Annotated in this window: 20 protein-coding genes and 1 tRNA gene; 16 read left to right on the top strand and 5 right to left on the bottom strand. The window is 56.4% G+C overall.

Annotated elements, in window-relative coordinates; genetic code table 11:
* The first annotated feature begins 5 nt into the window (after nucleotides 1-5).
* The 12 genes from I9187_RS13520 (at nucleotide 6) to I9187_RS13465 (ending at nucleotide 13099) form a co-directional block, all read left to right on the top strand.
* Nucleotides 6-1196 (top strand): toxic anion resistance protein, encoded by a 1191-nt coding sequence (locus I9187_RS13520; RefSeq protein ID WP_171175540.1) that lies wholly within the window; start codon nucleotides 6-8, stop codon nucleotides 1194-1196.
* Nucleotides 1171-2166, top strand: coding sequence for a DUF2927 domain-containing protein (locus tag I9187_RS13515; protein ID WP_171237571.1), 996 nt, complete (start codon nucleotides 1171-1173; stop codon nucleotides 2164-2166). The genes I9187_RS13520 and I9187_RS13515 overlap by 26 nt, the downstream gene beginning before the upstream one ends.
* A gap of 22 nt (nucleotides 2167-2188) precedes the next feature.
* Nucleotides 2189-3337: an SPFH domain-containing protein gene (locus I9187_RS13510; RefSeq protein ID WP_171175544.1), complete on the top strand. Its 1149-nt coding sequence runs from the start codon at nucleotides 2189-2191 to the stop codon at nucleotides 3335-3337.
* Between the two features lie 46 nt (nucleotides 3338-3383).
* Entirely contained in the window at nucleotides 3384-4490 is a 1107-nt protein-coding gene (locus I9187_RS13505) for a TFIIB-type zinc finger domain-containing protein (protein WP_171175546.1), read from the top strand.
* A 77-nt stretch (nucleotides 4491-4567) separates the two neighbouring features.
* Complete coding sequence (locus tag I9187_RS13500) at nucleotides 4568-5236, top strand: nitroreductase (RefSeq protein ID WP_171175548.1); 669 nt, start codon at nucleotides 4568-4570, stop codon at nucleotides 5234-5236.
* Between the two features lie 43 nt (nucleotides 5237-5279).
* The gene (gene dtd / locus I9187_RS13495; RefSeq protein WP_171175550.1) at nucleotides 5280-5717 is read left to right on the top strand and encodes a D-aminoacyl-tRNA deacylase; all 438 of its coding nucleotides are present in this window, start codon (nucleotides 5280-5282) and stop codon (nucleotides 5715-5717) included.
* Complete coding sequence (locus tag I9187_RS13490; protein ID WP_171237196.1) at nucleotides 5717-6820, top strand: DUF4147 domain-containing protein; 1104 nt, start codon at nucleotides 5717-5719, stop codon at nucleotides 6818-6820. Before dtd ends, I9187_RS13490 begins: the two co-directional genes overlap by 1 nt.
* A gap of 244 nt (nucleotides 6821-7064) precedes the next feature.
* Nucleotides 7065-8654: an ABC transporter substrate-binding protein gene (locus I9187_RS13485; RefSeq protein ID WP_171175554.1), complete on the top strand. Its 1590-nt coding sequence runs from the start codon at nucleotides 7065-7067 to the stop codon at nucleotides 8652-8654.
* A gap of 12 nt (nucleotides 8655-8666) precedes the next feature.
* Nucleotides 8667-9623 carry an ABC transporter permease gene (locus I9187_RS13480; protein WP_171175556.1) on the top strand — a complete coding sequence of 319 codons (957 nt, stop codon included), beginning with the start codon at nucleotides 8667-8669 and terminating at the stop codon, nucleotides 9621-9623.
* Nucleotides 9620-10477, top strand: a complete 858-nt coding sequence (locus I9187_RS13475) for an ABC transporter permease (RefSeq protein ID WP_171175559.1) — start codon at nucleotides 9620-9622, stop codon at nucleotides 10475-10477. The genes I9187_RS13480 and I9187_RS13475 overlap by 4 nt, the downstream gene beginning before the upstream one ends.
* Nucleotides 10474-12111 (top strand): ABC transporter ATP-binding protein, encoded by a 1638-nt coding sequence (locus tag I9187_RS13470; RefSeq protein ID WP_171175561.1) that lies wholly within the window; start codon nucleotides 10474-10476, stop codon nucleotides 12109-12111. Before I9187_RS13475 ends, I9187_RS13470 begins: the two co-directional genes overlap by 4 nt.
* Before the next feature lie 151 nt (nucleotides 12112-12262).
* Nucleotides 12263-13099, top strand: a complete 837-nt coding sequence (locus I9187_RS13465) for an alkaline phosphatase family protein (protein WP_171175571.1) — start codon at nucleotides 12263-12265, stop codon at nucleotides 13097-13099.
* A 30-nt stretch (nucleotides 13100-13129) separates the two neighbouring features.
* Here I9187_RS13465 and I9187_RS13460 read toward each other — a convergent pair whose 3' ends face one another.
* The 5 genes from I9187_RS13460 to I9187_RS13440 form a co-directional block, all read right to left on the bottom strand.
* Nucleotides 13130-14053 (bottom strand): alpha/beta hydrolase, encoded by a 924-nt coding sequence (locus I9187_RS13460; protein WP_171237195.1) that lies wholly within the window; start codon nucleotides 14051-14053, stop codon nucleotides 13130-13132.
* Between the two features lie 12 nt (nucleotides 14054-14065).
* Entirely contained in the window at nucleotides 14066-15955 is a 1890-nt protein-coding gene (locus I9187_RS13455) for an acyl-CoA synthetase (RefSeq protein WP_171175576.1), read from the bottom strand.
* 160 nt (nucleotides 15956-16115) lie between these two features.
* Nucleotides 16116-17936: an ABC transporter transmembrane domain-containing protein gene (locus I9187_RS13450; protein ID WP_171175584.1), complete on the bottom strand. Its 1821-nt coding sequence runs from the start codon at nucleotides 17934-17936 to the stop codon at nucleotides 16116-16118.
* A 128-nt stretch (nucleotides 17937-18064) separates the two neighbouring features.
* Nucleotides 18065-18138 (bottom strand) — tRNA-Gly (locus I9187_RS13445).
* A 105-nt stretch (nucleotides 18139-18243) separates the two neighbouring features.
* Entirely contained in the window at nucleotides 18244-19116 is an 873-nt protein-coding gene (locus I9187_RS13440; protein ID WP_171175586.1) for a MurR/RpiR family transcriptional regulator, read from the bottom strand.
* Nucleotides 19117-19219: 103 nt separating this feature from the next.
* Here I9187_RS13440 and I9187_RS13435 point away from each other — a divergent pair, with 103 nt between their 5' ends.
* The 4 genes from I9187_RS13435 to I9187_RS13420 are packed head-to-tail and all read left to right on the top strand — an operon-like array spanning nucleotide 19220 to nucleotide 22963.
* The gene (locus tag I9187_RS13435; RefSeq protein WP_245223221.1) at nucleotides 19220-20005 is read left to right on the top strand and encodes an N-formylglutamate amidohydrolase; all 786 of its coding nucleotides are present in this window, start codon (nucleotides 19220-19222) and stop codon (nucleotides 20003-20005) included.
* A gap of 16 nt (nucleotides 20006-20021) precedes the next feature.
* The gene (locus tag I9187_RS13430) at nucleotides 20022-20543 is read left to right on the top strand and encodes a TRAP transporter small permease subunit (RefSeq protein WP_171175590.1); all 522 of its coding nucleotides are present in this window, start codon (nucleotides 20022-20024) and stop codon (nucleotides 20541-20543) included.
* Nucleotides 20543-21868, top strand: coding sequence for a TRAP transporter large permease subunit (locus I9187_RS13425; protein WP_209509445.1), 1326 nt, complete (start codon nucleotides 20543-20545; stop codon nucleotides 21866-21868). Before I9187_RS13430 ends, I9187_RS13425 begins: the two co-directional genes overlap by 1 nt.
* A gap of 57 nt (nucleotides 21869-21925) precedes the next feature.
* On the top strand, nucleotides 21926-22963 hold the full coding sequence (locus tag I9187_RS13420) for a TRAP transporter substrate-binding protein (RefSeq protein WP_171175595.1): 1038 nt from the start codon (nucleotides 21926-21928) through the stop codon (nucleotides 22961-22963).
* Nucleotides 22964-23000: the final 37 nt, after the last annotated feature.

Genomic DNA, 23000 nt, shown 5'->3' with positions numbered 1-23000 from the left:
TACCCATGTCCGATGAGATCAAGAACAAGGCAGTTCAGGCTGAAACTCTGGTGCAGGAAGTCACCGCCGTTGCCTTGCCTGAACCGCAGGCCGAGGTCGTGTCGCTGGAAGACGCCGACGAACCCGTCAGTGCAGAAATCCGCAAGCGGATGGATGAAATCGACATTGGCAATACCAACTCGATCGTGTCTTTTGGGTCATCTGCACAGGCCGAGTTGCAGGAAATCAGTCAGGCGATGCTGGCGGATGTGCGCAACAAGGATGTGGGCCCCGCCGGAGACAGCCTGCGCAATATCGTCACCACGATCCGTGGCTTCTCGGTCAGTGAACTGGACGTGCGCCGCGAACGCAGCTGGTGGGAAAAACTGCTGGGCAAGGCCGCGCCTTTTGCCAAATTCACCGCTCAGTACGAAGAAGTTCAGGGCCAGATCGACCGTATCACCGACGATCTTCTGGGCCATGAGCATACCCTGCTGAAAGACATCAAATCGCTTGATCTGCTGTATGAAAAGACGTTGGACTTCTACGACGAACTGGCGCTTTACATCGCTGCAGGCGAGGAAAAGCTGACCGAACTGGACAGCCACGACATTCCGGAAAAAGAGGCCGAGGTAGAGGCCGCGCCCGAAGATCAACAGGTCATGAAAGCGCAAGAGCTGCGCGACATGCGCGCCGCACGGGACGATCTGGAACGCCGTGTTCATGATCTGAAACTGACCCGCCAGGTTACGATGCAGTCGCTGCCATCGATCCGTTTGGTACAGGAAAACGACAAGTCGCTGGTGACCAAGATCAACTCGACCCTGGTCAACACAGTTCCTCTGTGGGAAACCCAGCTGGCGCAAGCTGTCACCATCCAGCGCAGCGCCGAAGCTGCCGCCGCCGTGCGTGACGCCAACGATCTGACAAACGAACTGCTGACCTCGAACGCGGCGAATCTTCGCGAATCCAACAAGATGATCCGCGAGGAAATGGAGCGCGGCGTGTTCGACATTGAAGCCGTCAAGCAGGCCAATGCTGACCTGATCGGGACCATCAACGAAAGTCTTGCAATTGCAGATGAAGGCAAGGCCAAACGCGCTGCGGCCGAAGTTGAACTGCAAAAGATGGAAGCCGAACTACGCGACACTTTGGCCTCTGCCAAAGCGCGCCAGGACGGTGTTGGTGACAATGCCGGCACTGCAGTTCCCGGCTAAAGGCAGGATCGGTGTGCGGCACTTCAATTCTCTGAAACTTGCGTTGGGTGTGACTTCGGTTTTGGCGTTGGCCAATTGCGATGAAACCCTTACATCTACTGTTGCGCCGCAGCCTCGCCCGGAACCCGCACCGACGGCGGCGAATGCGTATGTACCACCCTCGGCAGCCAGTCAGGATCTGGCGCGGTTTTACCAGCGCGTTGAACGTGACCTTCTGGTTCGGGGGCTGTTGCGTACAGACGGCGGCGGACCGGACACGCCTTATGATGCGGACGATTTGGCCCGGAATTTCGAAGCAATCGCGTTCTACAGCGAATATCCGACGCAGAGTGTTTCGATTGGTTCACGCCAGACGGACGGGCAGCTGAGCCGTTGGTCGGGGCCCGTTCGTATCCAGACCGAGTTTGGCCCCTCGGTTTTGCCCGAAACACGAACACAGGATGCGGAACAGGTTCGGGTGTTTGCGGGTCGTCTGGCCGGATTGACCCAGCACCCGATATCGGTTGTATCGCGAAACGCCAATTTCCATGTCTTTTTCGCAGGCAAGGACGACAGCGCCTATGTCGCGTCCCGCCTGAAGCAATTGATCCCGAATATCAGCCAGGCTTCGCTGGATCTGGTCGCCAACCCACGCGCCAATTTCGACTGTCTGGTCTTTGCGTCTGCGACCAAGGCGTCGCCCTACAAATATGTGCGCGCGGTTGCATTGATCCGCGCTGAACTGACGGACCTGGTGCGCCGTAGCTGCATTCACGAGGAAATCGCCCAGGGGCTTGGCCTGTCCAATGACAGCCCGGCGGCGCGGCCTTCGATTTTTAACGATGATGATGAGTTTGCATTGCTGACCAGCCATGACGAGAAACTGCTGACGATGCTGTATGACCAGCGATTGCAGCCCGGTGTGGGCGTGGATGAAGCACGCCCTGTCGTACGTATTATTGCGCGTGAATTGATGGGGCAGCCGCTCTGACCCCAAGGACAGGAGAACCCAAATGGGAATTTTTGATTTTCTGACCGGAGAATTCATTGATGTCATTCATTGGGTGGATGACACCCGTGACACGATGGTCTGGCGGTTTGAGCGTGAAGGGCACGAAATCAAGTACGGTGCCAAACTGACCGTGCGCGAAGGTCAGGCAGCAGTATTTGTGCATGAAGGGCAATTGGCCGACGTATTCACGCCGGGTCTCTATATGCTTGAGACCAACAACATGCCGATCATGACCACCCTTCAGCATTGGGATCACGGTTTTCAGTCGCCGTTCAAGTCCGAGATCTATTTCGTCAACACAACTCGGTTCAACGACCTGAAATGGGGCACCAAGAACCCCATCATGCTGCGCGATCCCGAGTTCGGGCCAACCCGTATCCGCGCCTATGGCACCTACACGGTGCGTGTTAAGGACCCCGCGAAGTTCCTCGTGGAAATCGTCGGAACAGATGGCGAATTCACCATGGACGAAATCAGTTTCCAGGTGCGCAATATCATCGTACAGGAGTTCAGCCGCGTCATCTCGGGCTCAGGCATTCCTGTTCTGGACATGGCCGCAAACACCGCCGATCTGGGCAAGCTGATCGCTGCCGAAGTTTCACCAGTCTTGGACAGCTATGGGCTGGAAATGCCGGAGTTTTACATCGAGAACATCTCGCTGCCCCCGGCGGTTGAGGCAGCTCTGGATAAGCGGACTTCGATGGGTTTGGCGGGCGATCTGGGCAAGTTCACTCAATATTCGGCAGCAGAGGCGATGACGGCCGCGGCCAGTAATCCGGGTCAAGGCGGTGGCATGGGCGCCGGTCTTGGCATGGGTATGGGGATGGCAATGGCGCATCAGATGTCGAACATGGCAGCGGGCCAGCCGAGCGGCCCTTGGGGATCGCCCGCCCCCGCTGCCCCGCAAGCGGCAGCACACGCGGCACCGCCTCCTCCGCCACCTGTCGAGCATGTGTGGCATATCGCTGTGGATGGTCAGACAAGCGGGCCGTTTTCCAAAGCCAAGATGGGGCGCATGGCCAGCGAAGGCGAACTGACACGTGACACATATGTCTGGACTGCGGGACAGGACGGCTGGAAAAAGGCAGGCGACGTGCAGGAACTGGCGCAGTTGTTCACGATCTTGCCTCCGCCGCCGCCCGGGACGTGAACAAACACGGTCTTCTTTCATATTCATCGTGACCACCGGGTAAATCATGACACACGTCACTGCTCCTGATATTGCAGAACATCGTTTCCCCTGTGACCAATGCGGCGCGGACTACCGGTTCAATCCGGGTGATGGTACCTTAACCTGCGATCATTGTGGACATTCCGAGCCGATCAGTGCCGGACCGTGGGGCGGTGCAAGTCTGCGAGAGCTGGACTTTGACGCCGCCATCGCTGACCGCCTGCCGGACAGCGAGATCGAGGAAACCCGCGTTCTGTCGTGCCCAAACTGTGCCGCGCAGGTAGAGTTTGACCCAAACACCCATGCCGCCGAATGCCCGTTCTGTGCCACGCCGGTCGTGACAGATACCGGGATCAACCGGCATATCAAACCAAAGGGCGTATTGCCTTTTGCGTTCGACGAACGATCAGCCCACAAGGCGATGGGCGATTGGTTGGGGCGACTATGGTTCGCACCAAACGGGTTGAAAGAATATGCCCGCAAAGGGCGCAAGATGCAGGGCATTTACGTGCCTTACTGGACTTTCGATGCCGACACCAAGTCTTCGTATCGCGGCGAACGCGGTACTGTCTATTATGAAACCCGCACCGTGATGCGAGACGGCAAGCGGGTTCAGCAACAAGTGCCAAAGGTACGCTGGACCCCCAAGTCCGGCCGCGTCGCGCGGTTTTTTGACGACGTGCTGGTGTTGGCATCGAAGTCGCTTCCCAAAAGCTACACCGACGCGTTGGAACCCTGGGATCTGCCCGCGCTGGAGCCCTATCAGCCCGAATACCTCGCAGGCTTCCGGGCTGAAGCCTACAGCGTTGAACTGCGGGAGGGGTACGTCGAAGCGCGCGCGCATATGGCACGCGTGATCGAGCGGGATGTTCGTTTTGACATCGGCGGCGACCGGCAGCGCATTCATGCGGTCGATACAGACGTGCGCGATGTCACGTTCAAGCATATCCTGCTGCCGGTTTGGATGGCCGCTTACAAATACCGCGGCCAGACGTATCGGTTTGTGGTCAATGGCAGAACCGGGCGGGTTCAGGGCGAACGCCCGTGGTCAGCCATCAAGATAACCATCGCTGTTGTGCTGGGATTGCTGCTGGCTGCGGGTGTCGGCTATTTGGCGGCCACCGGGCAATAGGCAGACCTGCAGACAGGCTTGTGCATCCGACGAAGCGCGGCCATGTTCAGTTCGGAAAACAAAGGGATGAGCCTGTTGTGTCGTTTGCTGAACTGAATACCCTTCTGAGAGACCGCCATTCCTGCCGGGCGTTTCTGCCTGATCCTGTCCCCCGCGCGCAGATCGAGCAGATCGTCGCCAGCGCATCTCGCGTTCCCAGCTGGTGCAATGCGCAACCCTGGCAGTTGGCAATCACCAGCGCAGACGAAACGGATACTTTCCGTGAAGCGATGCAAAACGAGGCTGTCAGCGGAACGCCCGCTCCCGATCTTCCGTTTCCAACATCTTATTCTGGCGTGTACCAAGACCGCCGCCGCGCCTGTGGCTGGGCGCTTTACGAAGCTGTTGGAGTGGAACGCGGGGATCGCGCCGGGTCGGCGCAGCAGATGATGCAGAACTTTTCCCTGTTCGGCGCGCCACACTGCGCCATCCTATCAAGTCCGGCAGAACTTGGACCCTATGGCGCGATGGATTGCGGTGGTTTTGTCACGGCCTTCACGCTGGCCGCGCAGGCACTGGGTGTGGCGACAATCCCCCAAGCGGCCCTGGCCACTTACGGCCCCTTTCTGCATCGGTATTTTCAAATCCCTGAGGATCGCCTGATCCTCTGCGCAATTTCGTTTGGCTTTGCCGATCCGGATCATCCGGCAAATAACTTTCGAACAGATCGCGCCGAGCCAAGTGACTTTGTGGAGTGGCGCGGTTAAACGGTCGCTCAGGCAGTTTTGTCATCTAAAGGGAGTAACCTGAGTGCGCGCAGTATTGCAGAGGGTGTCATACGCCAAAGTGTCGGTTGATGACGCAGCCATAGGTTCGTCAGGGCCGGGCCTCATGATTCTTGTTTGCGCAATGCAGGGCGATGATGAGATGCAGGCCAGAAAGCTTGCAGAAAAAGCCGCGAAACTGCGTATCTTCAAGGATGACTCGGGTAAAATGAACCGCTCGTTGCTGGATGTTGGCGGATCAGCGTTGGTGATCAGCCAGTTCACGCTGGCCGCCGATACAACAAGCGGCAACCGGCCAGGGTTTTCAAACGCAGCACCACCGGATCAGGGCGAGCACCTGTACAAGGAATTTGCAGCTCACCTTGGCGCACAGGGCGTTGCGGTGGAAACCGGACAGTTTGGGGCTGACATGGCGGTTGAACTTGTGAATGACGGCCCTGTCACGATCTGGATCGAGAACTGATGGACATATCAAAACAAGCGGTAGATTTTTGGCAGGCCGGGGTTGATGCGGTTGACGGATATACCGCCACCAAAGCCGCACTGCCTGGTGTTCCCAAACCGGACCGGATACTGGCCGTCGGCAAACCCGCGGCTGCGATGGCGCGTGCAGCGCTGGCGCAATTTGGCTCGGTCCCCACGCTTGTCGTGACCAAGGACGATCACGGCCGCGACCTGCCAGACGCGGTCGAGGTAATCGAAGCTTCGCACCCGGTGCCAGACGACCGCAGCCTTGCCGGTGGGCGGGCGCTGCGCTTGGCGATGGAGCAGATGCACCCCGGGTCACATGTCCTGTTGCTGGTTTCGGGCGGGGCATCCTCATTGGCCGAGGATCTGTTGCCAGGAACATCTTTGGGTGATCTTGAGGCGTTGAATCGCAAGCTGCTGTCGGAAGGTTTGGACATCCGCGCCATGAACGCCGAGCGGCGCAAGCTGTCTCGTATCAAAGGCGGCGGATTGCTGTCTCATTTCAAAGGCGCGCGTGCCACTGTGCTGGCGATTTCCGATGTGCCAGGGGATGATCTGAATATCATTGGCTCGGGCATCGGCGCGTTGCCGGACAACTACACCTTTACCGCCACCACGCAGATCGTGGCTTCCAATGCCCATGCGCGGAATGCGGCGGCCACGGCTGCGGATGTGGCGGGCCTTGCGGTTTTTGCAAATGAAGAGGCCCTGCATGACGACTATTTGCAAGTCGCCGCGAAACTGGGGCCAATGCTGCGCGGCATGGACAAAGGCGTTATGATCTTTGGCGGTGAACCAACTGTAGTCCTGCCGGAAAAACCCGGTCGTGGGGGTCGTAATCAGGCACTGGCGCTTGCTTTGGCCAAAGAAATCTCGGGGCAGTCTGGCCTGGCAATTGTTGTTGGCGGCACGGATGGAACCGACGGCCCGACAAAGGAAGCCGGAGGAATCGTTTGCGGCACCACCTGGGCCGATGGGGCCGAAACCTATCTTCAAAATGCTGACAGTGGATCGTTTCTGGACAAAGTTGACGCGTTGCTGACGACCGGACCAACCGGGACCAACGTCATGGATCTGGTCGTCGCAATACGAGGGTAATTAGACGCCTTGCCCACATTGTGATCCACAAGCGTCTGGAAATATCAAAAATTGCCAGTTTTCTTTTAGACAGATCACGGACACTGCGTTCGTGACATCCCTTCGTGTCGTCCATGTGCAGACGATCGTTTTTGATATCGGCACGAAATATCCTTGCCCGACTAGCAGAAATAAGCCAACGTTGACTCAAGCGTCAATAAAAAGTCCGAAAAGGGCTAATACCACTCAATAGGGAGAAGATTAAATGAACGAACAAATCACACATATGGCCGGTCAGGTCACAGCAGGGAAAATGACCCGCCGCGAATTCATGGGGAAAGCAGCTGCATTGGGTGTTTCGGCTGCCATGGCCAGCACTATGTTTGCCGACGCCGCTCGTGCGGCGGGTCCAGTGAAGGGTGGAACCTTCAAAATGGGCGTTCAAGGGGGCGAAAGCACAAATACGCAGGATCCGGCGTTGTGGTCGTCCGATGTTCCGATTGCTGGTGGCCAGCAGTGGGGCGAGACGCTGGTCGAAGTAAATGGCAAGGGCGAACTTGAAGGGTTGGTTGCCGAAAGCTGGGAAGGGTCTGCGGATGCAAAGACTTGGCGCTTCAAAGTCCGACAGGGTATCGAATTCTCCAATGGTAAAACAGTCACCCCAGAAGACATCATGCGCACGATGGAGCGCCACACAAATGAAGATTCTCAGTCTGGTGCACTAGGTATCGTGCAGGGCATTGAATCGATGCGGGTCGACGGGGACACCTTTGAAGTCACAATGGAAATCGGCAATGCCGATCTACCCTACTTGCTTGCCGACTATCACTTGAAAATCCAGCCAGACGGTGGCTTTGATGATCCGAACTCGGCCGTCGGCACCGGACCTTATGTTCTGGAGAGCGACGAGCCAGGCGTGCGTATGCAGTTTGTCCGCAATCCGAATTACTGGGGCGGCGACGCTTTTGCCCATTACGACAGTGTCGAAGTAATCACGCTGAACGATGCAACAGCCCGGACCGCCGCACTTCAGTCAGGTCAGGTAGACATCATCAACCGGGTTGAGCCCAAGATTGCCCAACTGCTGGACCGGGCGCCAAATCTGTCGGTTCAGAATGTCTCGGGGCGGGGCCACTACGTGTTCATCATGCATGTGGATACTGCACCATTTGATGCAAACGAACTGAGGTTGGCATTGAAATATGCCATCAACCGCGAGGAAATGGTTGATAAAATCCTGCGCGGGTATGGCGGTATCGGCAACGACATGCCAATCAACGCTGCCTATCCGCTGTTTGACGATAGTATTCCGCAGCGTGAGTACGACCCAGCAAAAGCTGCTGAGCATTACAAGAAATCCGGGCATGACGGCTCACCGATCATCCTTCGCACGGCCGATGGAGCCTTCCCCGGTGCCGTGGACGCAGCCGCATTGTTCCAGCAAACGGCACAGGCTGCGGGGATTCCTTTGGAGGTCAAACGCGAACCAAATGACGGGTACTGGTCCGAAGTCTGGAATGTGCAACCATTCTGCGCGTCGTACTGGAGCGGGCGCCCGGTTCAGGATCAGATGTACGCGACCGCGTATCTGTCAACTGCTGACTGGAACGACACACGCTTCAAGCGCCCCGAGTTTGACGAAATGCTGCTGGCGGCACGCAGCGAACTGGATGACGCGAAGCGCAAGGAAATCTACTCGAAAATGGGCATGATGGTGCGTGACGAAGGCGGCCTGATCCTGCCAATGTTCAACGACTTCATTGACGCAGTCAGCAACGAAGTCCAAGGATATGTTCCTGACCCGAACGGCGCCATGATGTATTGGTACGCGTCGAAATTCACCTGGAAAGCCTAAGGTTCCAGGTCAATGCATCCCATCATAATACTGGTTGCTCAGCGCCTTGCGCTGAGTACCCTTCTCCTTATCGCGGCGTCAGCACTGATTTTTGCAGGGACAATGATTTTGCCCGGCGATGTGGCACAATCGATCCTGGGGCAATCCGCTACGCCGGAGTCGCTGGCCAACCTTCGTGAAGAGCTCGGGCTGAATGATCCGCCGCTCACCCGCTATTTCGACTGGCTGTTTGGGGCCCTGCAAGGCGATCTGGGGACCGCTTTGACCAACGGCCGTGACATTGCTGAAAGCATCGGACAGCGGATGTCGAACACCCTTTTTCTGGCCTTCTGGGCTGCGATCATTTCGGTGCCTCTGGCCATCATGTTGGGCCTGATTGCCGTACGCTATAAGGACCGGTGGCCTGACAAGCTGATTTCGGCAGTGACACTGGCCTCAATCTCGATCCCGGAATTCCTGATCGGCTACCTGCTTATGTATTTCATCGCGGTAAAACTGGGCTGGTTCCCATCGGTCGCAATGATTGGTGACCATATGAGCCTTTTGCAAAAGCTTCAGGCTATCGCCCTGCCCGTAATGGTTCTGACGCTCGTGGTTTTGGCGCATATGATGCGTATGACCCGTGCGGCGATTTTGAACGTCATGCAATCGGCTTATATCGAAACCGCCGAGCTTAAAGGCCTGACCGGGTTTCAGGTGATTGCACGCCATGCCTTCCCGAACGCCATCGCCCCGATCGTAAACGTCGTGATGCTGAATCTGGCCTATCTTGTGGTCGGTGTCGTGGTGATCGAGGTGGTCTTTGTCTACCCTGGAATGGGCCAATACCTGGTCGATCATGTTGCGAAACGTGATGTTCCGGTGGTGCAGGCCTGTGGTCTGATCTTCGCGGCCGTCTACATCGGCCTCAATATGGTCGCGGACATCGTCTCGATCCTGGCCAACCCGCGTCTGAGGCACCCGAAATGAAGAACATCCCTATTTCCGCACTGATCGGGTTGTTCCTGACGGCCCTCTACTTTCTCATGGCGCTGTTCGCGCCGCTCATCGCCCCCTACGGCATGGCCCAAGTGGTCGGCGATGTATGGGAACCCTCAAAGATCGAGATCATGCTTGGGATCGCTCCCGCAGGTTTCACCGAGTCAAACTTCTGGCTGGGCACCGACAATATCGGTCGCGATCTGCTTAGCCGCATGATCTATGGCGGTCGCACGACAATCTTCATCGCAACGGCTGCGACCATCCTGTCCTTCGTGACCGGCTCGGTCCTGGGCTTCTTTGCGGCTGTGATGGGGGGCTGGGTCGACCAGGTGCTGTCGCGCTTTGTCGATCTGATCATGTCGATACCGACCTTGATCTTTGCCCTTGTGGTACTGTCGGTGATGCCTGTGACAGTTCCGATTTTGATCGTCGTTATGGGCTTGTTGGACTCGACGCGGGTCTATCGTCTGGCCCGTGCTGTCGCTGTCGACATTACAGTCATGGATTATGTCGAAGCCGCCCGTCTTCGGGGCGAGAAAAACGGTTGGATCATCTTCCGGGAAATCCTGCCCAACGCGCTTTCACCGCTGGTTGCCGAGATGGGCTTGCGTTTCATCTTTGCCGTACTTTTCGTCTCAACCCTGTCCTTCCTGGGTCTTGGTGTACAACCGCCCGAGGCTGACTGGGGTGGCATCGTGAAGGAGAACAAGGAAGGCATCGTGTATGGCATTCCCGCCGCCTTGTTGCCCGCCGTTGCCATCGCGACGCTGGCGATTTCGGTCAACCTTGTGGCCGACTGGGTCTTGAACCGAACCACATCACTGAAAGGAGGCCGGGGATGAGTGATCCACTTCTCAAGGTCCGCGACCTCAAAATCGGCGCAACCGTCTACCCACCGGGTGAAAAACCCCATGACATTGAGATTGTCCATGGGGTCAGCTTCGACCTGGCACCTGGTAAGGTGCTCGGTCTGATCGGTGAATCCGGGGCCGGTAAATCCACGATCGGTCTAGCGTCCATGGCCTATGGCCGGGGTGGCGTGAAGATCACAGGCGGAGAGGTTTGGGTCAACGGGCGCGATATTCTAAAAACTTCACATCGGGATATTCGCAAGCTGCGCGGGGGCGAGGTGACTTACGTGTCTCAGTCCGCTGCTGCGTCCTTTAACCCTGCCAAAAAAATCATGGATCAGGTGGTCGAGGCTGCGGTTGAACAGAAAAAGTTCAGCCGCAAAGAAGCCGAAAGTCGCGCGCGTGAGCTGTTCGCCAAGCTGGGTCTGCCCGATCCGGACAATATCGGCGATCGTTACCCGCACCAGGTCTCTGGGGGTCAGTTGCAGCGCTGCATGACGGCGCTGGCGCTGTGTCCCGAACCTGATCTGGTGGTGTTCGACGAACCAACCACCGCGCTGGACGTGACCACCCAGATCGACGTGTTGATGGCGATTAAAGAGGCCATTGCCGACACTGGTGTTGCCGCGCTGTATATCACCCACGACCTTGCGGTTGTGGCGCAAGTGAGCGACGACATCATGGTCCTGAAAATGGGCAATACCGTTGAATACGGGAACACGGATCAGATCATCAACAATCCGCAGGAAGAGTATACGCAAGCTTTGGTCTCGGTACGCTCGATCGAGCATGAAGAGAAACAGCCAACGGCGGACCCCGTGCTCAGCGTTGATGGGATCACTGCGCGTTATAAGGGCCTGAATTTCGACGTGTTGCACAACGTCAATGTCGAGCTTCATCCGGGGCAGACATTGGCTGTTGTCGGCGAGTCTGGCTCGGGCAAGTCCACGCTGGCGCGCGTGATCACTGGCCTGCTGCCACCGCGCGAAGGAGAGATTACCTTTGCCGGGCGCAAGCTCTCGTCGGACCTCAAAGGCCGAACCCGCGAAGACCTGCGCGAATTGCAGATGATCTATCAGATGGCCGACGTGGCGATGAACCCGCGTCAGACGGTTGGTACAATCATTGGCCGCCCGCTGGAGTTCTACTTCAACATGCGCGGAGCGGAAAAGCGCAAGCGGATCATCGAATTGCTGGATGAAATCGAACTGGGCGAAAAGTTCATCGACCGATATCCGGCCGAGCTGTCTGGTGGTCAGAAACAGCGTGTTTGCATCGCGCGATCCCTGGCTGCGAAACCCAAGATGATCATCTGTGATGAGGTGACATCGGCGCTCGACCCACTTGTGGCGGATGGTATTCTCAAGCTGCTTCTAGACCTGCAGAAGATCGAGAATGTGGCCTATCTGTTCATCACCCACGATCTGGCAACTGTCCGTGCAATCAGCGACAGTATTGCGGTGATGTATCAGGGACGAGTTGTGCGGTACGGTCCAAAATCGCAGGTGCTCAGCCCGCCATTCGACGACTATACCGACCTTTTGCTCAGTTCCGTGCCCGAAATGCATCTGGGCTGGCTGGAAGAGGTTGTCGCCCATCGCAAGATGGAGAGCGCGGGGAACTGATCCACGCTTGTGACAGTTCCATGAAATCTGAAAATCCCGGCGCTTTGTCCAATGACAGGTGTCGGGATTTTGCTATTGGGGGCGTGAACAGTCGTGTTTTGAGCCGCGAATCTCCTAGGCTCGGCTGAAGAAATTACTGAAAGGCTCGGGCATGGACCGCAAACTTCTGCTCATCATTCTGGACGGCGTCCCCTACCGTAATTTTCGCCGCCTGTTTGGCAATCTGGAAGGCTGGGTCGACAGCGGCGACGCGCGGGTTTGGAAGCTGCGCGCAGTGCTGCCCTCTACTTCGGCCAGCTGCTATGCATCGATCCATACAGGTGTGACACCGCAGGAACATGGCTGCACCGGCAACGGCAATGTTTTTCGGCTGAGCCACAAGGATGTGTTCAGCCAGGTCCGCGAAGGCGGCGGTGTAACCGGAGCGGTCACCCACAGCTATTGGTCGCAGTTTTTCAACCGCCACCCCTTCGACTATGTCCGTGACATCGAATATGACGAACCCGAAAGCCAGACCATCAACCACGGTCGTTTCCACACCATGACCGGCTATGGCAAAGACAATCAGATGACACCGTCCGATGTCGATCTGTACGGAACCCTCACGAATCTCTGCCTGCGCTTCGGGCTGGATTATGGCATCCTGCACGCCTGCACGTTGGACAGCATGGGTCACCGGTTCTTCCACGATTGCGAGGAAATGGACCACGCATGCTTTGTCGCGGACGAGATGCTGGCGCCCTTCATTCCCCGTTGGCGGCAACTGGGCTACGAAGTTATCGTGACCGCTGATCACGGTCAGGATGAACGCGGTCATCACGGTGGGCGAGGACCGCTGCAGCAGGAAACGGCGCTGTATTACTTCGGCAACGCGGACGGCCCCGACGCAGATACTATAATCGACCAATTGCAGTTGGCCCCCACGATCCTGCATCGCATGGGCGCGCCCGTCGCAGAAACGATGAAGGGCGAAGTTTTCTTGCGATAACGTTCATCCGCTTTTTAGGCGGTAAAGGACTTAGTAGTAAGACCAGATCCCCTGCCCCAGCGCTTCGATAGCGACCGAGATACGCTCAAAGCTTTCTGCTGCGCGTTTCACCGAGGTACGAGCGCGCAAATAGCCATGAACCAGGCCGGGCTCATTGATCCAATGGGCCTTACCTCCTGTCGCCGCTATCTTCTCGCAGTAGTTCGGCCCATCATCCCGTAGCGGATCGCAATCTGCAGTCACCACTACTGTGGGCGGCAGGTTCGAAAAATCACTGTCCTGCAAAGGTAAATAGGTTGGGTCACCTTCGGGCTGATCCCCGGCGTATCGGACGGATTCATAGAACTTTATATCGTCCAAAGTCAGCAACGGGGCGTGGGCGTGTTCCAGGTAGGAGCCATTGGTTCGGTCCCCACCAAGCAGGGGAAAAATCAGCACTTGGCCCAAAATGCCGTCCAATCGGCCCCGCGCGTGATGGGACACCGCAGCGGCAAGGTTTCCTCCGGCACTGTCACCCGCCAAGATCAACGGGTCACCATATTCACGCGCTGCCCAGATCACTGCTGTCCAACAATCATCGAACTGCGCGGGGTGCACATGTTCAGGGCACAGCCTGTAGTCAACTGCGACCACACGATACCCTGTTTGCGCGCAAAGTTCAGCGCAGACGTCATCGTGGCTGTCCAGCCCACCCAACACAAATCCACCGCCATGGAAATAAACGACGGATCGGGTGGGCTGACCAGCGGTGTAGATGCGGACAGGAACTCCATCGGCTGTCAGATCCTGTGTTTCCACCCCGACAGGTCGCGGTTGGCGGAAATCCTGACACATGGTGTCATAGACGCGGCGCTGATCTTCGATTGAAAGATCAACCGCATCATCAGGATAGCTTTCAGCCGTGCGACGTATGAACGCCCAGGTTTCCTCGTCAATCAGGCGTTCATAATCCATTGTCCCTCCGGCTTACTCAGACCACTCCCACGGCTGGGTATATGCGCCCAGCACTTTCGAGACATCGTCTTCCGAAGATCCATTCGCGTCAAGCTGCGCGACAAGGCCACGCTTTTTATCATCGATCACCGAAACAACACGCGCCGATACCTCAGCTGTCTCAAGCGCACCATTATAGATACGTGTGATAGCCTGTTTACGCAGATCGGGCTTAAAGACCTTACCAACCGCAGTTTTGGGCAATTCGTCCAGAATGGTCATATGCTTGGGCTGCGCCGCACGTTCATGCACATGAACCTTGCAGTAATCCATCAGCTCTTTTTCCGTGACCGAGGCGCCTTCGACCAGTTCGACAAACGCACATGGCACTTCACCGGAATGCGCGTCGGGCTGGCCAATAGCGCCGGCAAACGCGACTGCGTCATGGCCCAATAGCGCTTCTTCGATTTCGGCTGGGTCAATGTTATGGCCACCGCGAATGATCAGATCCTTGGCGCGGCCTGTGATCCAAAGGTATCCGTCTTCGTCAAACCGTCCCAAATCACCTGTACGCAGGTATTTGTCATAATAATAGAGATCTACGTTCTTATCGGCCTCGGTATAGGTGTTGCCCGCATAGACACCCGGGTTCGAGATACAGATTTCTCCGATTTGATCGGTATCGCATTCGACCGGTCCCTCCGGCCCGCTTTGCAGGATTTTCACATCCGTATAGGGGAACGGAATACCGATCGATCCGATCTTTTTTTCACCATCCACAGGGTTACACGACACCAGGCACGTGGCCTCGGTCAGGCCATAGCCTTCGACGATCTTCACACCCGTGGCTTCTTCAAAGCGACGGAACAACTCAACCGGCAGCGGGGCCGAGCCAGAGAAAGCTGTCTTCACGCTTGAGATATCGGCATCAACCGGGCGCTGCATTTTGGCCGAGATGGCAGTGGGTACAGTGATAATGAAAGACACCTTCCAGCGTTCGATCAGCTTCCAGAAGTTGTCGAAAACGCCGTCTCCGCGATACCCGGCTGGTGTGGGGAAGATCACATGCGCGCCCGAGGACACGGCCGCCATCATAATCACGTGGACAGCAAAGACGTGGAACATGGGCAACGGGCACATGATGACGTCGTTTTCGTCAAACAGCAGCGTATGTCCCAGCCAGCCGTTATAGACGAGACCAGAATACTTGTGTTGCGCCACTTTTGGCATGCCGGTCGTGCCGCCCGTATGGAAATAGCACGCGACACGGTCTTCCTTGCTGTCTTCAAATGTCAGCGTCGTCGGCTGTTTGACCAACTCTTTATTAAAGTTCTTGTAATTCGCATGGGCGAGTTTTTCCCTGTCACCCATCTTGGGGCGCAGGAAAGGTACCAACCAGGACTTGGGCGGTGTCAGATAGCGGTTCAGGTCGATTTCCAGAATGGTGCTGACCTTGGGCGCGTGGCGGACCGCTTCCTCCACTTTCTGGGCCACATCCGTTTTTGGGAAAGACTTCAGCGTCACCACAACCTTGGCGCCGGTCTCGCGCAGGATGGCCGCAATCTGTTCCGGCTCAAGCAGCGGATTGATTGGGTTCACGATCCCGGCTACCGCGCCGCCCATCATGGTGATCAGCGTCTCGTTACAGTTGGGCAGCACATAGGCCACCACATCTTTTTCGCCCACACCCAGTGAACGGAAGAGGTTCGCAGCCTGATTAACCTTGTCCTGCAATTGTGACCAGGTCAGGGTCTCGGCTTTGTCGGTTGGTCCCGACAACAGTTGAAAACTGATGGCATTGTGGTTGGGAAACTTCTCTGCCGTGCGCGACAAGAGCTGATGGAAGGTGACGGGCAGATCCCGATCCTCCCACGGCATTTCCTGTTCCATGCGCGTTTTGTCTTCCAATCCCACAAAGGCCATGTGGTTCCTCCCGTTATTTTCTCCCGCATTTTGCGCAGGCTTGTTGTTCGCCTCCAAGATGGGATCAAAAACGAGCCCGCGCAAGCGAGGGCTTAGCTGTGACAGTGAGTAAAATGTAGAATGACGCTACGGCGGAAAGGGAAATGCCCGTGCGTCACCCTTATTCCGCGGCGACACCGTCGGTGAATTGCAACCGGGCCAGACGCGCATAGAGCCCGTCCTGAGAAACCAGATCGTCATGGCTGCCTTGCGCCACGATACGGCCTTCTTCCAGCACAACAATGCGGTCGGCTTTCTTCACAGTTGCCAAGCGGTGTGCAACGATCAGGGTTGTGCGTCCGGCCCGCATCTGGTCCACCGCGCCCTGTACCGCGCGTTCGCTTTCCGCATCCAGAGCCGAAGTTGCCTCGTCCAGCAACAGAACCGGCGCGTCGCGCAGAATGGCCCGCGCAATGGCGATACGCTGCTTCTGACCGCCTGACAGCATCACGCCGCGTTCGCCAACAAAGCTGTCATACCCTTCCGGCAAGGCAGCGATAAAGTCATGCGCGGCAGCGGCACGGGCCGCGGCTTCAACTTCGGCATCGGTTGCATCTAGACGCCCGAAGCGGATGTTTTCACGGGCCGAGGCAGCAAAGATCACAGGGTCCTGAGGAACCAGAGCCATATGCGTACGGAAATCTGCCCGATCCAGTTCTCTCAGGTCGTGGCCATCCAACGTGACCCGGCCCGAATTGGGGTCATAGAACCGCTGGATCAACTGAATGACTGTCGTCTTGCCCGCGCCGGAAGGTCCGACAAAGGCAACCGTTTCACCCGGATTGACCTGAAGCGAAAGATGATCCAGCGCAACGGTGTCGGGACGCGACGGATAACAGAAGCTGACATCTTCGAAGCGGATTTCACCTTGAACATCCTTGGGCAGGATCATGGGCTTGGCAGGATCGGTCACGGTGTCTTGCGCATTGAGAAGTTCGACCAGACGCTCTGTTGCCCCGGCAGCGCGTTGAAGTTCGCTCCAGATTTCGGACAGGGCCGCGACCGAGCCGGCCATAATGACCGAATAGATCACGAACTGCACCAGCACGCCTTCGGTCATCACGCCGTTGCGCACATCATTTGCACCCATCCACAAGACGCCGACGATGCCCGAAAAGACCAGAAAGATCACAATTACCGTCAGTACCGCACGGGTTTGAATGCGGCGCAGCGAGACCACATACGAGGTTTCGGTCATCTCTCCGAATTGCTTGCGGCTTTCCTGTTCGTGGGTAAAGGCCTGCACCGTCTGAACAGCGCCCAGAGCTTCACCTGCGTTTCCGGACGAGGCTGCAATCCAATCCTGATTCTCGCGGCTGATCACACGCAGACGGCGACCCAAAACCAATATCGGAACAATGACAATCGGGATCAATAACAGAACCAAACCCGTCAATTTGGCCGAGGTCAGCAGCATCAGCACCAGCCCGCCGAAAAACATCAACATGTTACGCAACGCGATCGACACCGAGGACCCAAGAACCGACTGAATCAGGGTCGTGTCCGTTGTGATCCGGCTGAGCACCTCACCCGTCATGATGCGTTCATAGAATTCCGGGCTCATCGCGATCACGCGATCGAACACGGCCTTGCGAATATCGGCGACAACGCGTTCGCCCAAGCGCGTGACCAGCGCGTATCGGATGCCGGTGCCCACGGCCAAAACAGCGGCAATGCCCAACGCGGCCAGAAAATACCAATCCAGCAGCTCGCCGTCCTGGATGCGAAAGTTGTCGATCACGCGCCGAACCGCCAGTGGCAGAGTCAGCGTCATGCTTGCGGTCAGAATCAACGCCAATGTCGCGCCAATCATCAAAAACTTATAGGGCTTCATGAATGGCCAGAGCGAGGCCAGCACCCCAATTTTCTTTGAGCGGGCCCGCTCTTCACTGGCACCGGGTGCAGCGGCTGGCGCTGGTTTACTGGCGGTTTGTCTTGCCATGTCGGGCCCTTATGGATTGAACTCTAGGAAGTGACCGCTTTCTTGGCCTCAGCCGCCCTTTTGGTCAAGCATGACAACAAGGATCAGCACCCCGAAAGGGCCATTTGACGCAGAAAAGGTTGGGATCTTGGAGCGGGTAGACGGAATCGAACCGACATAGCCTGCTTGGAAGGCAGGGGCTTTACCATTAAGCTATACCCGCAAATGGTTTGCGTTGGTTAAGTCATGCACCCGGGCGCGTCAAGCAGGAAGTCGCAAATTTTGCGCCTCAGTTTTAGAACCACAGCGCCCCGTCGTATTCGCCCCTTCAATCCTGGTTGCGGAATATTCGTGTCGAAGAAAAAAACTGCTCCAGTTCTTCGATCCGCTCTTTGCTTTCCTCCCACCGTGCTTCCTGTACTTCGGCAATCAGAGTCTCGGAAATCAGTTGCAGTGCTATCGTCGAATCCCAGCTCGAGGGAGCCTCGACCAAGGCGTGGAATGTGTAGTTGGCGGTCTTACCGATTGGTGAACCCCACTGGTCCGTAAACAAAACAACCGTTACGCCCCGGCTTGAAGCAACTTGCGCAAGTTTCTCCAAATGCGCTTCGTATCGCCGAATGTCGAAGATCACCAGGACCGAGGACGCATCCATGTCCAAAAGGTATTGCGGCCAGACATTCGCTGAATTGCCCAGCATAGTTACGTTGGGCCGGATGATCTGCATGTGATTGAACAGATAATCCGCGTTGGATCGGGTGATGCGGCCACCCACCACATAAAGATGCCGGTCCGTTTCAGCCAATAGCTGGGCGACGGTGTCGAACATCTCTTTGTCCAGACGCTCCAGCGTGTGGCGCATGTTTGTCCAGACGGCCTGCGCAAAGCGCGTTGTCGGGTGTTCGGCATCGTCATCGACAACCCAGGCATCTCGTTTCGAGATCGGTTTCTTGATCTGCGCTGCCACTTCTTCGCGCAGGGCATCCTGCAGGTCCGGAAACCCATCGAACCCAAGCTTGCGGGCCATGCGAATAACAGTTGGCGTCGAGACCTGAGCCGCAGCCGCCAGCTTGGTGATCGATTGCAGCCCTGCCATCGGATAGTCCTGCAATAGGACAGACGCCAACTGACGTTCTGATCGGGTCAAATCGTCCAATTCGTCCTGAATCCGCTGTTTGACCAGCTTTACAACGGCGGCCATCGACACCCTCGATTTTTAAATTTGTTACAGAATATTCCTGCCTGTAGTTTTGTCTACAGTAATTTTCTTGACAGGTACGAAGTTGCTGTAACAAATGCTACCTATGCGACAAGAAACCGAGTCATCCCTGCTGCAATCTGCCGAAGCCCCGGCAGCCCGTGTGCTGAATGCACGGGGCCGCGCGCCTGCAGTGTTGGTGTGCGAACATGCCAGTCGCTTCATACCTGCGGCTTTGCAGAATTTGGGTCTGGATGACGATGCGGCCCGGTCGCATGTCGCATGGGATATCGGTGCGATGGAGCTATCGATTGAGCTGATGGGGGCGCTGGATGCACCGTTGGTGTATTCGCGCGTCAGTCGCCTTGTCTATGACTGCAATCGCCCACCGGAACGCGAAGATTCCATGCCGTGCCTCAGCGAAGTGTTCTCAGTCCCCGGCAATATAAACCTGACCGCGGCCCAGCGCGCCCAACGGCTTCACGAGGTGTACGAACCGTTCCGACAGCTGTTGTCTTCAACACTGGACGCAAGACATGAACGACCGGTTGTCATCACGATCCACAGCTTCACGCCAGTCTACAAGGGACAAAAAAGGACGGTGGAGCTGGGCATTTTACATGATGAAGATGATCGGGCAGCCCAGATCATGCTGCAACAGGCGCAAGGATCAGGGCTGAGCGTTGCGCTTAACCAACCTTATTCGGCCACCGATGGCGTCACGCACACCTTGCGGGAACATGCGATCAAACGCGGTCTTCCAAATGTCATGATCGAAGTGCGGAACGACCTGATCGACACTCCAAAAGGTGTGAACCTCATGGCAGGTTTGCTAACGCCAGTCCTGCAATCGGTCATCACGGCGTTTTCGCGCACGGAGGCCAAATTATGAAAACAGAGGTATCGAGATGAAGTTTATGCGGGGATATGTGGCGGTAATCGACCGCACGAACCGCTGGGTCGGGCGCGTGATCATGTATGGCATTTTCGTCATGATGGGCATTCTGCTCTGGTCTTCGATCTCGAAAACTTTCTTTCTGCCATCACTCTGGACACTGGAAATGGCCCAGTTCGCAATGGTGGCCTACTACATGCTTGGTGGTCCGTATTCGATTCAGATGGGGTCGAATGTACGAATGGACTTGCTGTATGGTGAATGGTCTCATCGCCGCAAGGCCTGGACCGATGCGTTTACTGTCCTGTTTCTGATCGTCTACCTTATCGTTCTGCTGTGGGGTGGTTGGGACAGTCTGATGTACTCGTTCCAATATGGCGGCGAGCGCAGCGCGACGATTTGGAGGCCTTACTTGTGGCCGGTCAAGATGATCATGGTTATCGGCATCTTCCTGATGTTGCTGCAAGCCGTATCTGAATTGTTCAAGGACATCTTGCGCCTGCGTGGCGACGACATCCCGCGTGAGGTAATCTGATGTCCTACGAAATGATCGCCTTGCTGATGTTTGCATCAATGATGCTGATGATGCTGACCGGGCAGAGAGTGTTCGGTGCAATCGGCTTTGTCGCCGTGGTCTCGGCTCTCTTCCTGTGGGGGGATCGGGGTGGCTATGACCTTGGGTTTGCAGCCGCAATCAAGGTCATGAAATGGTATCCGTTGCTGACACTGCCCATGTTCATCTTCATGGGATACATTTTGTCCGAAAGTCGGATCGCCGATGATTTGTACAAGATGTTCCATGTCTGGATGGGTGGCTTGTCAGGCGGGCTGGCCGTTGGCACCATCGGGCTAATGGTGCTGATTTCGGCGATGAACGGACTGTCCGTAGCCGGAATGGCGATCGGTGCGACCATTGCCTTACCGGAACTTCTGCGTCGGAACTATGACAAACGTATGGTGACGGGTGTCATACAGGCCGGATCATCCTTGGGAATTCTTGTACCACCGTCAGTGGTTTTGGTTCTGTACGCGATGATCGCGCGGCAACCTGTTGGCCAGTTGTGGCTCGCTGGCGTGCTTCCGGGCCTGATGATGGCAGCGATGTTCATCATCTATATTGTCATCCGTTGCCGCATAACACCTTCGCTCGGTCCGGTTCTAACCGCCGAAGAGCGCGACATTCCGTTTCCGGAGAAGCTGCGCCTGTTGCAGTCTGGTCTGTTACCTTTGGGTATTTTCGCCGTAATGATGGTTCCGTTTGTGAACGGCTGGACCTCGCTGGTGGAATCTTCCGCCATTGGAGCCATCACGGCTATGGCAGCGGCGGCGTTGAAAGGTCGGCTGACGCGTAGGGTCTTTGAAAACTCCATTCGGCATACATTGGGCATTTCCTGTATGTTCATGTGGATCATTCTGGCGGCTCTGGCGTTTGGCGCTGTTTTCGACGGGCTGGGTGCGGTCAAAGCCATTGAAAGTCTTTTCACCGAGAAACTGGGCCTGTCCCCTTGGATGATACTAATCCTGATGCAACTCAGCTTTATCCTGATGGGAACATTCCTGGATGATACTGCCATGCTCGTCATTGTCGCCCCACTATACGTTCCGCTGGTGGGGGCACTGGGCTTCGATCTGATCTGGTATGGCGTTCTTTATACCATCACGACGCAGATCGCGTACATGACGCCGCCGTTCGGCTACAACCTCTTTCTGATGCGTGCGATGGCCCCTCCGGAGATTTCACTGCGCGATATCTACAGCTCCATCATTCCTTTTGTTCTGGTGATGGTCTGCGCCTTGGCCACCATCATAATCTTCCCGGAAATTGCGCTTTGGCTACCGAATTATGTTTACGGAAAATAAGTCACAAGACCCCGGAAAGGGGCGAAATTCTGCAAGATCAAACAGAGGAGAAAGACAATGACAACAAGACGCAGATTTCTAAGTTCCGCCGGTTTGGCAGGTGCTGCCACGTTGGCGAGCCCGGCAATTGTCAAAGCGCAATCAGCCATCAAGTGGCGCTTCCAGACCTATGCCGGCGGCGCGTTGGGAGAGCATGTAACCAAACCCGCAATCGACTACATAAACGCAAACGCCAATGGTGAGCTTGAGATCGAGCTGTTCTACGCCGACCAGATCGTCCCAACAGGCGAACTGTTTCAGGCTCTGCAGCGCGGCACGATTGACGGGGTACACTCGGATGACGATTCGATGGCGTCACCGACCCCCCTGCGTCAGTTCGGTGGTTATTTCCCGTTTGCAACCAAACACATTCTGGATGTGCCTGTGCTGTTCAATCAGTACGGTCTGGCCGATATCTGGCGTTCGGAATACGAAAAAGTCGGCGTGGCATGGTTGTCGGCTGCGGGTCAGGACCCGTGCAACTTTAACACCAAAAAGGAAATCAAAACGCTTTCCGATCTGGATGGTCTCAAACTCTACACCTTCCCGACCGCGGGTCGTTTCCTGGCCAAGTTCGGTGTGGTGCCGGTAAACATTCCTTACGAAGACGCCGAGGTCGCGGTACAAACCGGGGAACTGGACGGCATGGCATGGTCCGGTATTACCGAGGACTACACTGTGGGTTGGGCGGATGTGACAGATTACTTCCTGACCAACAACATTTCAGGCGCGTGGATCGGATCGTGGTTCGCCAACCAGGAACGCTGGGCAGAACTGCCGGACCATCTGAAATCTGTGGTTATGGCGGGTATCGAAGCGGGCCACACGTATCGCAACCAGTGGTACTGGGGTGGTGAAGCGGCCTTGCGCGCGAATGGCGACAAGCTGCAGCTGCGCCAGGTTCCGGCCGCCGAATGGAAAGAAGTCGAAAACGCAGCCATCGAATTCTGGGACGAGGTCGCACAGGAAGGTGAAGTTCACCAGAAGATAGTCGGCATATTCCGGGAGTATAACTCGGTTATCAACCAGGCCGGTGCCCCTTACACTTTCGATTAACATCAAAATCGGGGGGCATTGCCGTCCAGTGCCCCCT

Source organism: Ruegeria sp. HKCCE4148 (assembly GCF_017872495.1).
Taxonomy (GTDB): Bacteria; Pseudomonadota; Alphaproteobacteria; order Rhodobacterales; family Rhodobacteraceae; genus Ruegeria.
This window is presented reverse-complemented; position numbering and strand designations above follow the sequence as displayed.

What these genes read in the sequence shown, in the direction of transcription:
- I9187_RS13485 (WP_171175554.1), top strand. Translation starts at nt 7,065, where the DNA reads ATGAACGAACAAATCACACATATGGCCGGTCAGGTCACAGCAGGGAAA.
- I9187_RS13480 (WP_171175556.1), top strand. Translation starts at nt 8,667, where the DNA reads ATGCATCCCATCATAATACTGGTTGCTCAGCGCCTTGCGCTGAGTACC.
- I9187_RS13510 (WP_171175544.1), top strand. Translation starts at nt 2,189, where the DNA reads ATGGGAATTTTTGATTTTCTGACCGGAGAATTCATTGATGTCATTCAT.
- I9187_RS13435 (WP_245223221.1), top strand. Translation starts at nt 19,220, where the DNA reads ATGCGACAAGAAACCGAGTCATCCCTGCTGCAATCTGCCGAAGCCCCG.
- I9187_RS13450 (WP_171175584.1), bottom strand. Translation starts at nt 17,936, where the DNA reads ATGGCAAGACAAACCGCCAGTAAACCAGCGCCAGCCGCTGCACCCGGT.
- I9187_RS13490 (WP_171237196.1), top strand. Translation starts at nt 5,717, where the DNA reads ATGGACATATCAAAACAAGCGGTAGATTTTTGGCAGGCCGGGGTTGAT.
- I9187_RS13505 (WP_171175546.1), top strand. Translation starts at nt 3,384, where the DNA reads ATGACACACGTCACTGCTCCTGATATTGCAGAACATCGTTTCCCCTGT.
- I9187_RS13460 (WP_171237195.1), bottom strand. Translation starts at nt 14,053, where the DNA reads ATGGATTATGAACGCCTGATTGACGAGGAAACCTGGGCGTTCATACGT.
- I9187_RS13475 (WP_171175559.1), top strand. Translation starts at nt 9,620, where the DNA reads ATGAAGAACATCCCTATTTCCGCACTGATCGGGTTGTTCCTGACGGCC.
- I9187_RS13440 (WP_171175586.1), bottom strand. Translation starts at nt 19,116, where the DNA reads ATGGCCGCCGTTGTAAAGCTGGTCAAACAGCGGATTCAGGACGAATTG.
- I9187_RS13425 (WP_209509445.1), top strand. Translation starts at nt 20,543, where the DNA reads ATGTCCTACGAAATGATCGCCTTGCTGATGTTTGCATCAATGATGCTG.
- I9187_RS13420 (WP_171175595.1), top strand. Translation starts at nt 21,926, where the DNA reads ATGACAACAAGACGCAGATTTCTAAGTTCCGCCGGTTTGGCAGGTGCT.
- I9187_RS13515 (WP_171237571.1), top strand. Translation starts at nt 1,171, where the DNA reads ATGCCGGCACTGCAGTTCCCGGCTAAAGGCAGGATCGGTGTGCGGCAC.
- I9187_RS13455 (WP_171175576.1), bottom strand. Translation starts at nt 15,955, where the DNA reads ATGGCCTTTGTGGGATTGGAAGACAAAACGCGCATGGAACAGGAAATG.
- I9187_RS13520 (WP_171175540.1), top strand. Translation starts at nt 6, where the DNA reads ATGTCCGATGAGATCAAGAACAAGGCAGTTCAGGCTGAAACTCTGGTG.
- I9187_RS13465 (WP_171175571.1), top strand. Translation starts at nt 12,263, where the DNA reads ATGGACCGCAAACTTCTGCTCATCATTCTGGACGGCGTCCCCTACCGT.
- I9187_RS13470 (WP_171175561.1), top strand. Translation starts at nt 10,474, where the DNA reads ATGAGTGATCCACTTCTCAAGGTCCGCGACCTCAAAATCGGCGCAACC.
- I9187_RS13430 (WP_171175590.1), top strand. Translation starts at nt 20,022, where the DNA reads ATGAAGTTTATGCGGGGATATGTGGCGGTAATCGACCGCACGAACCGC.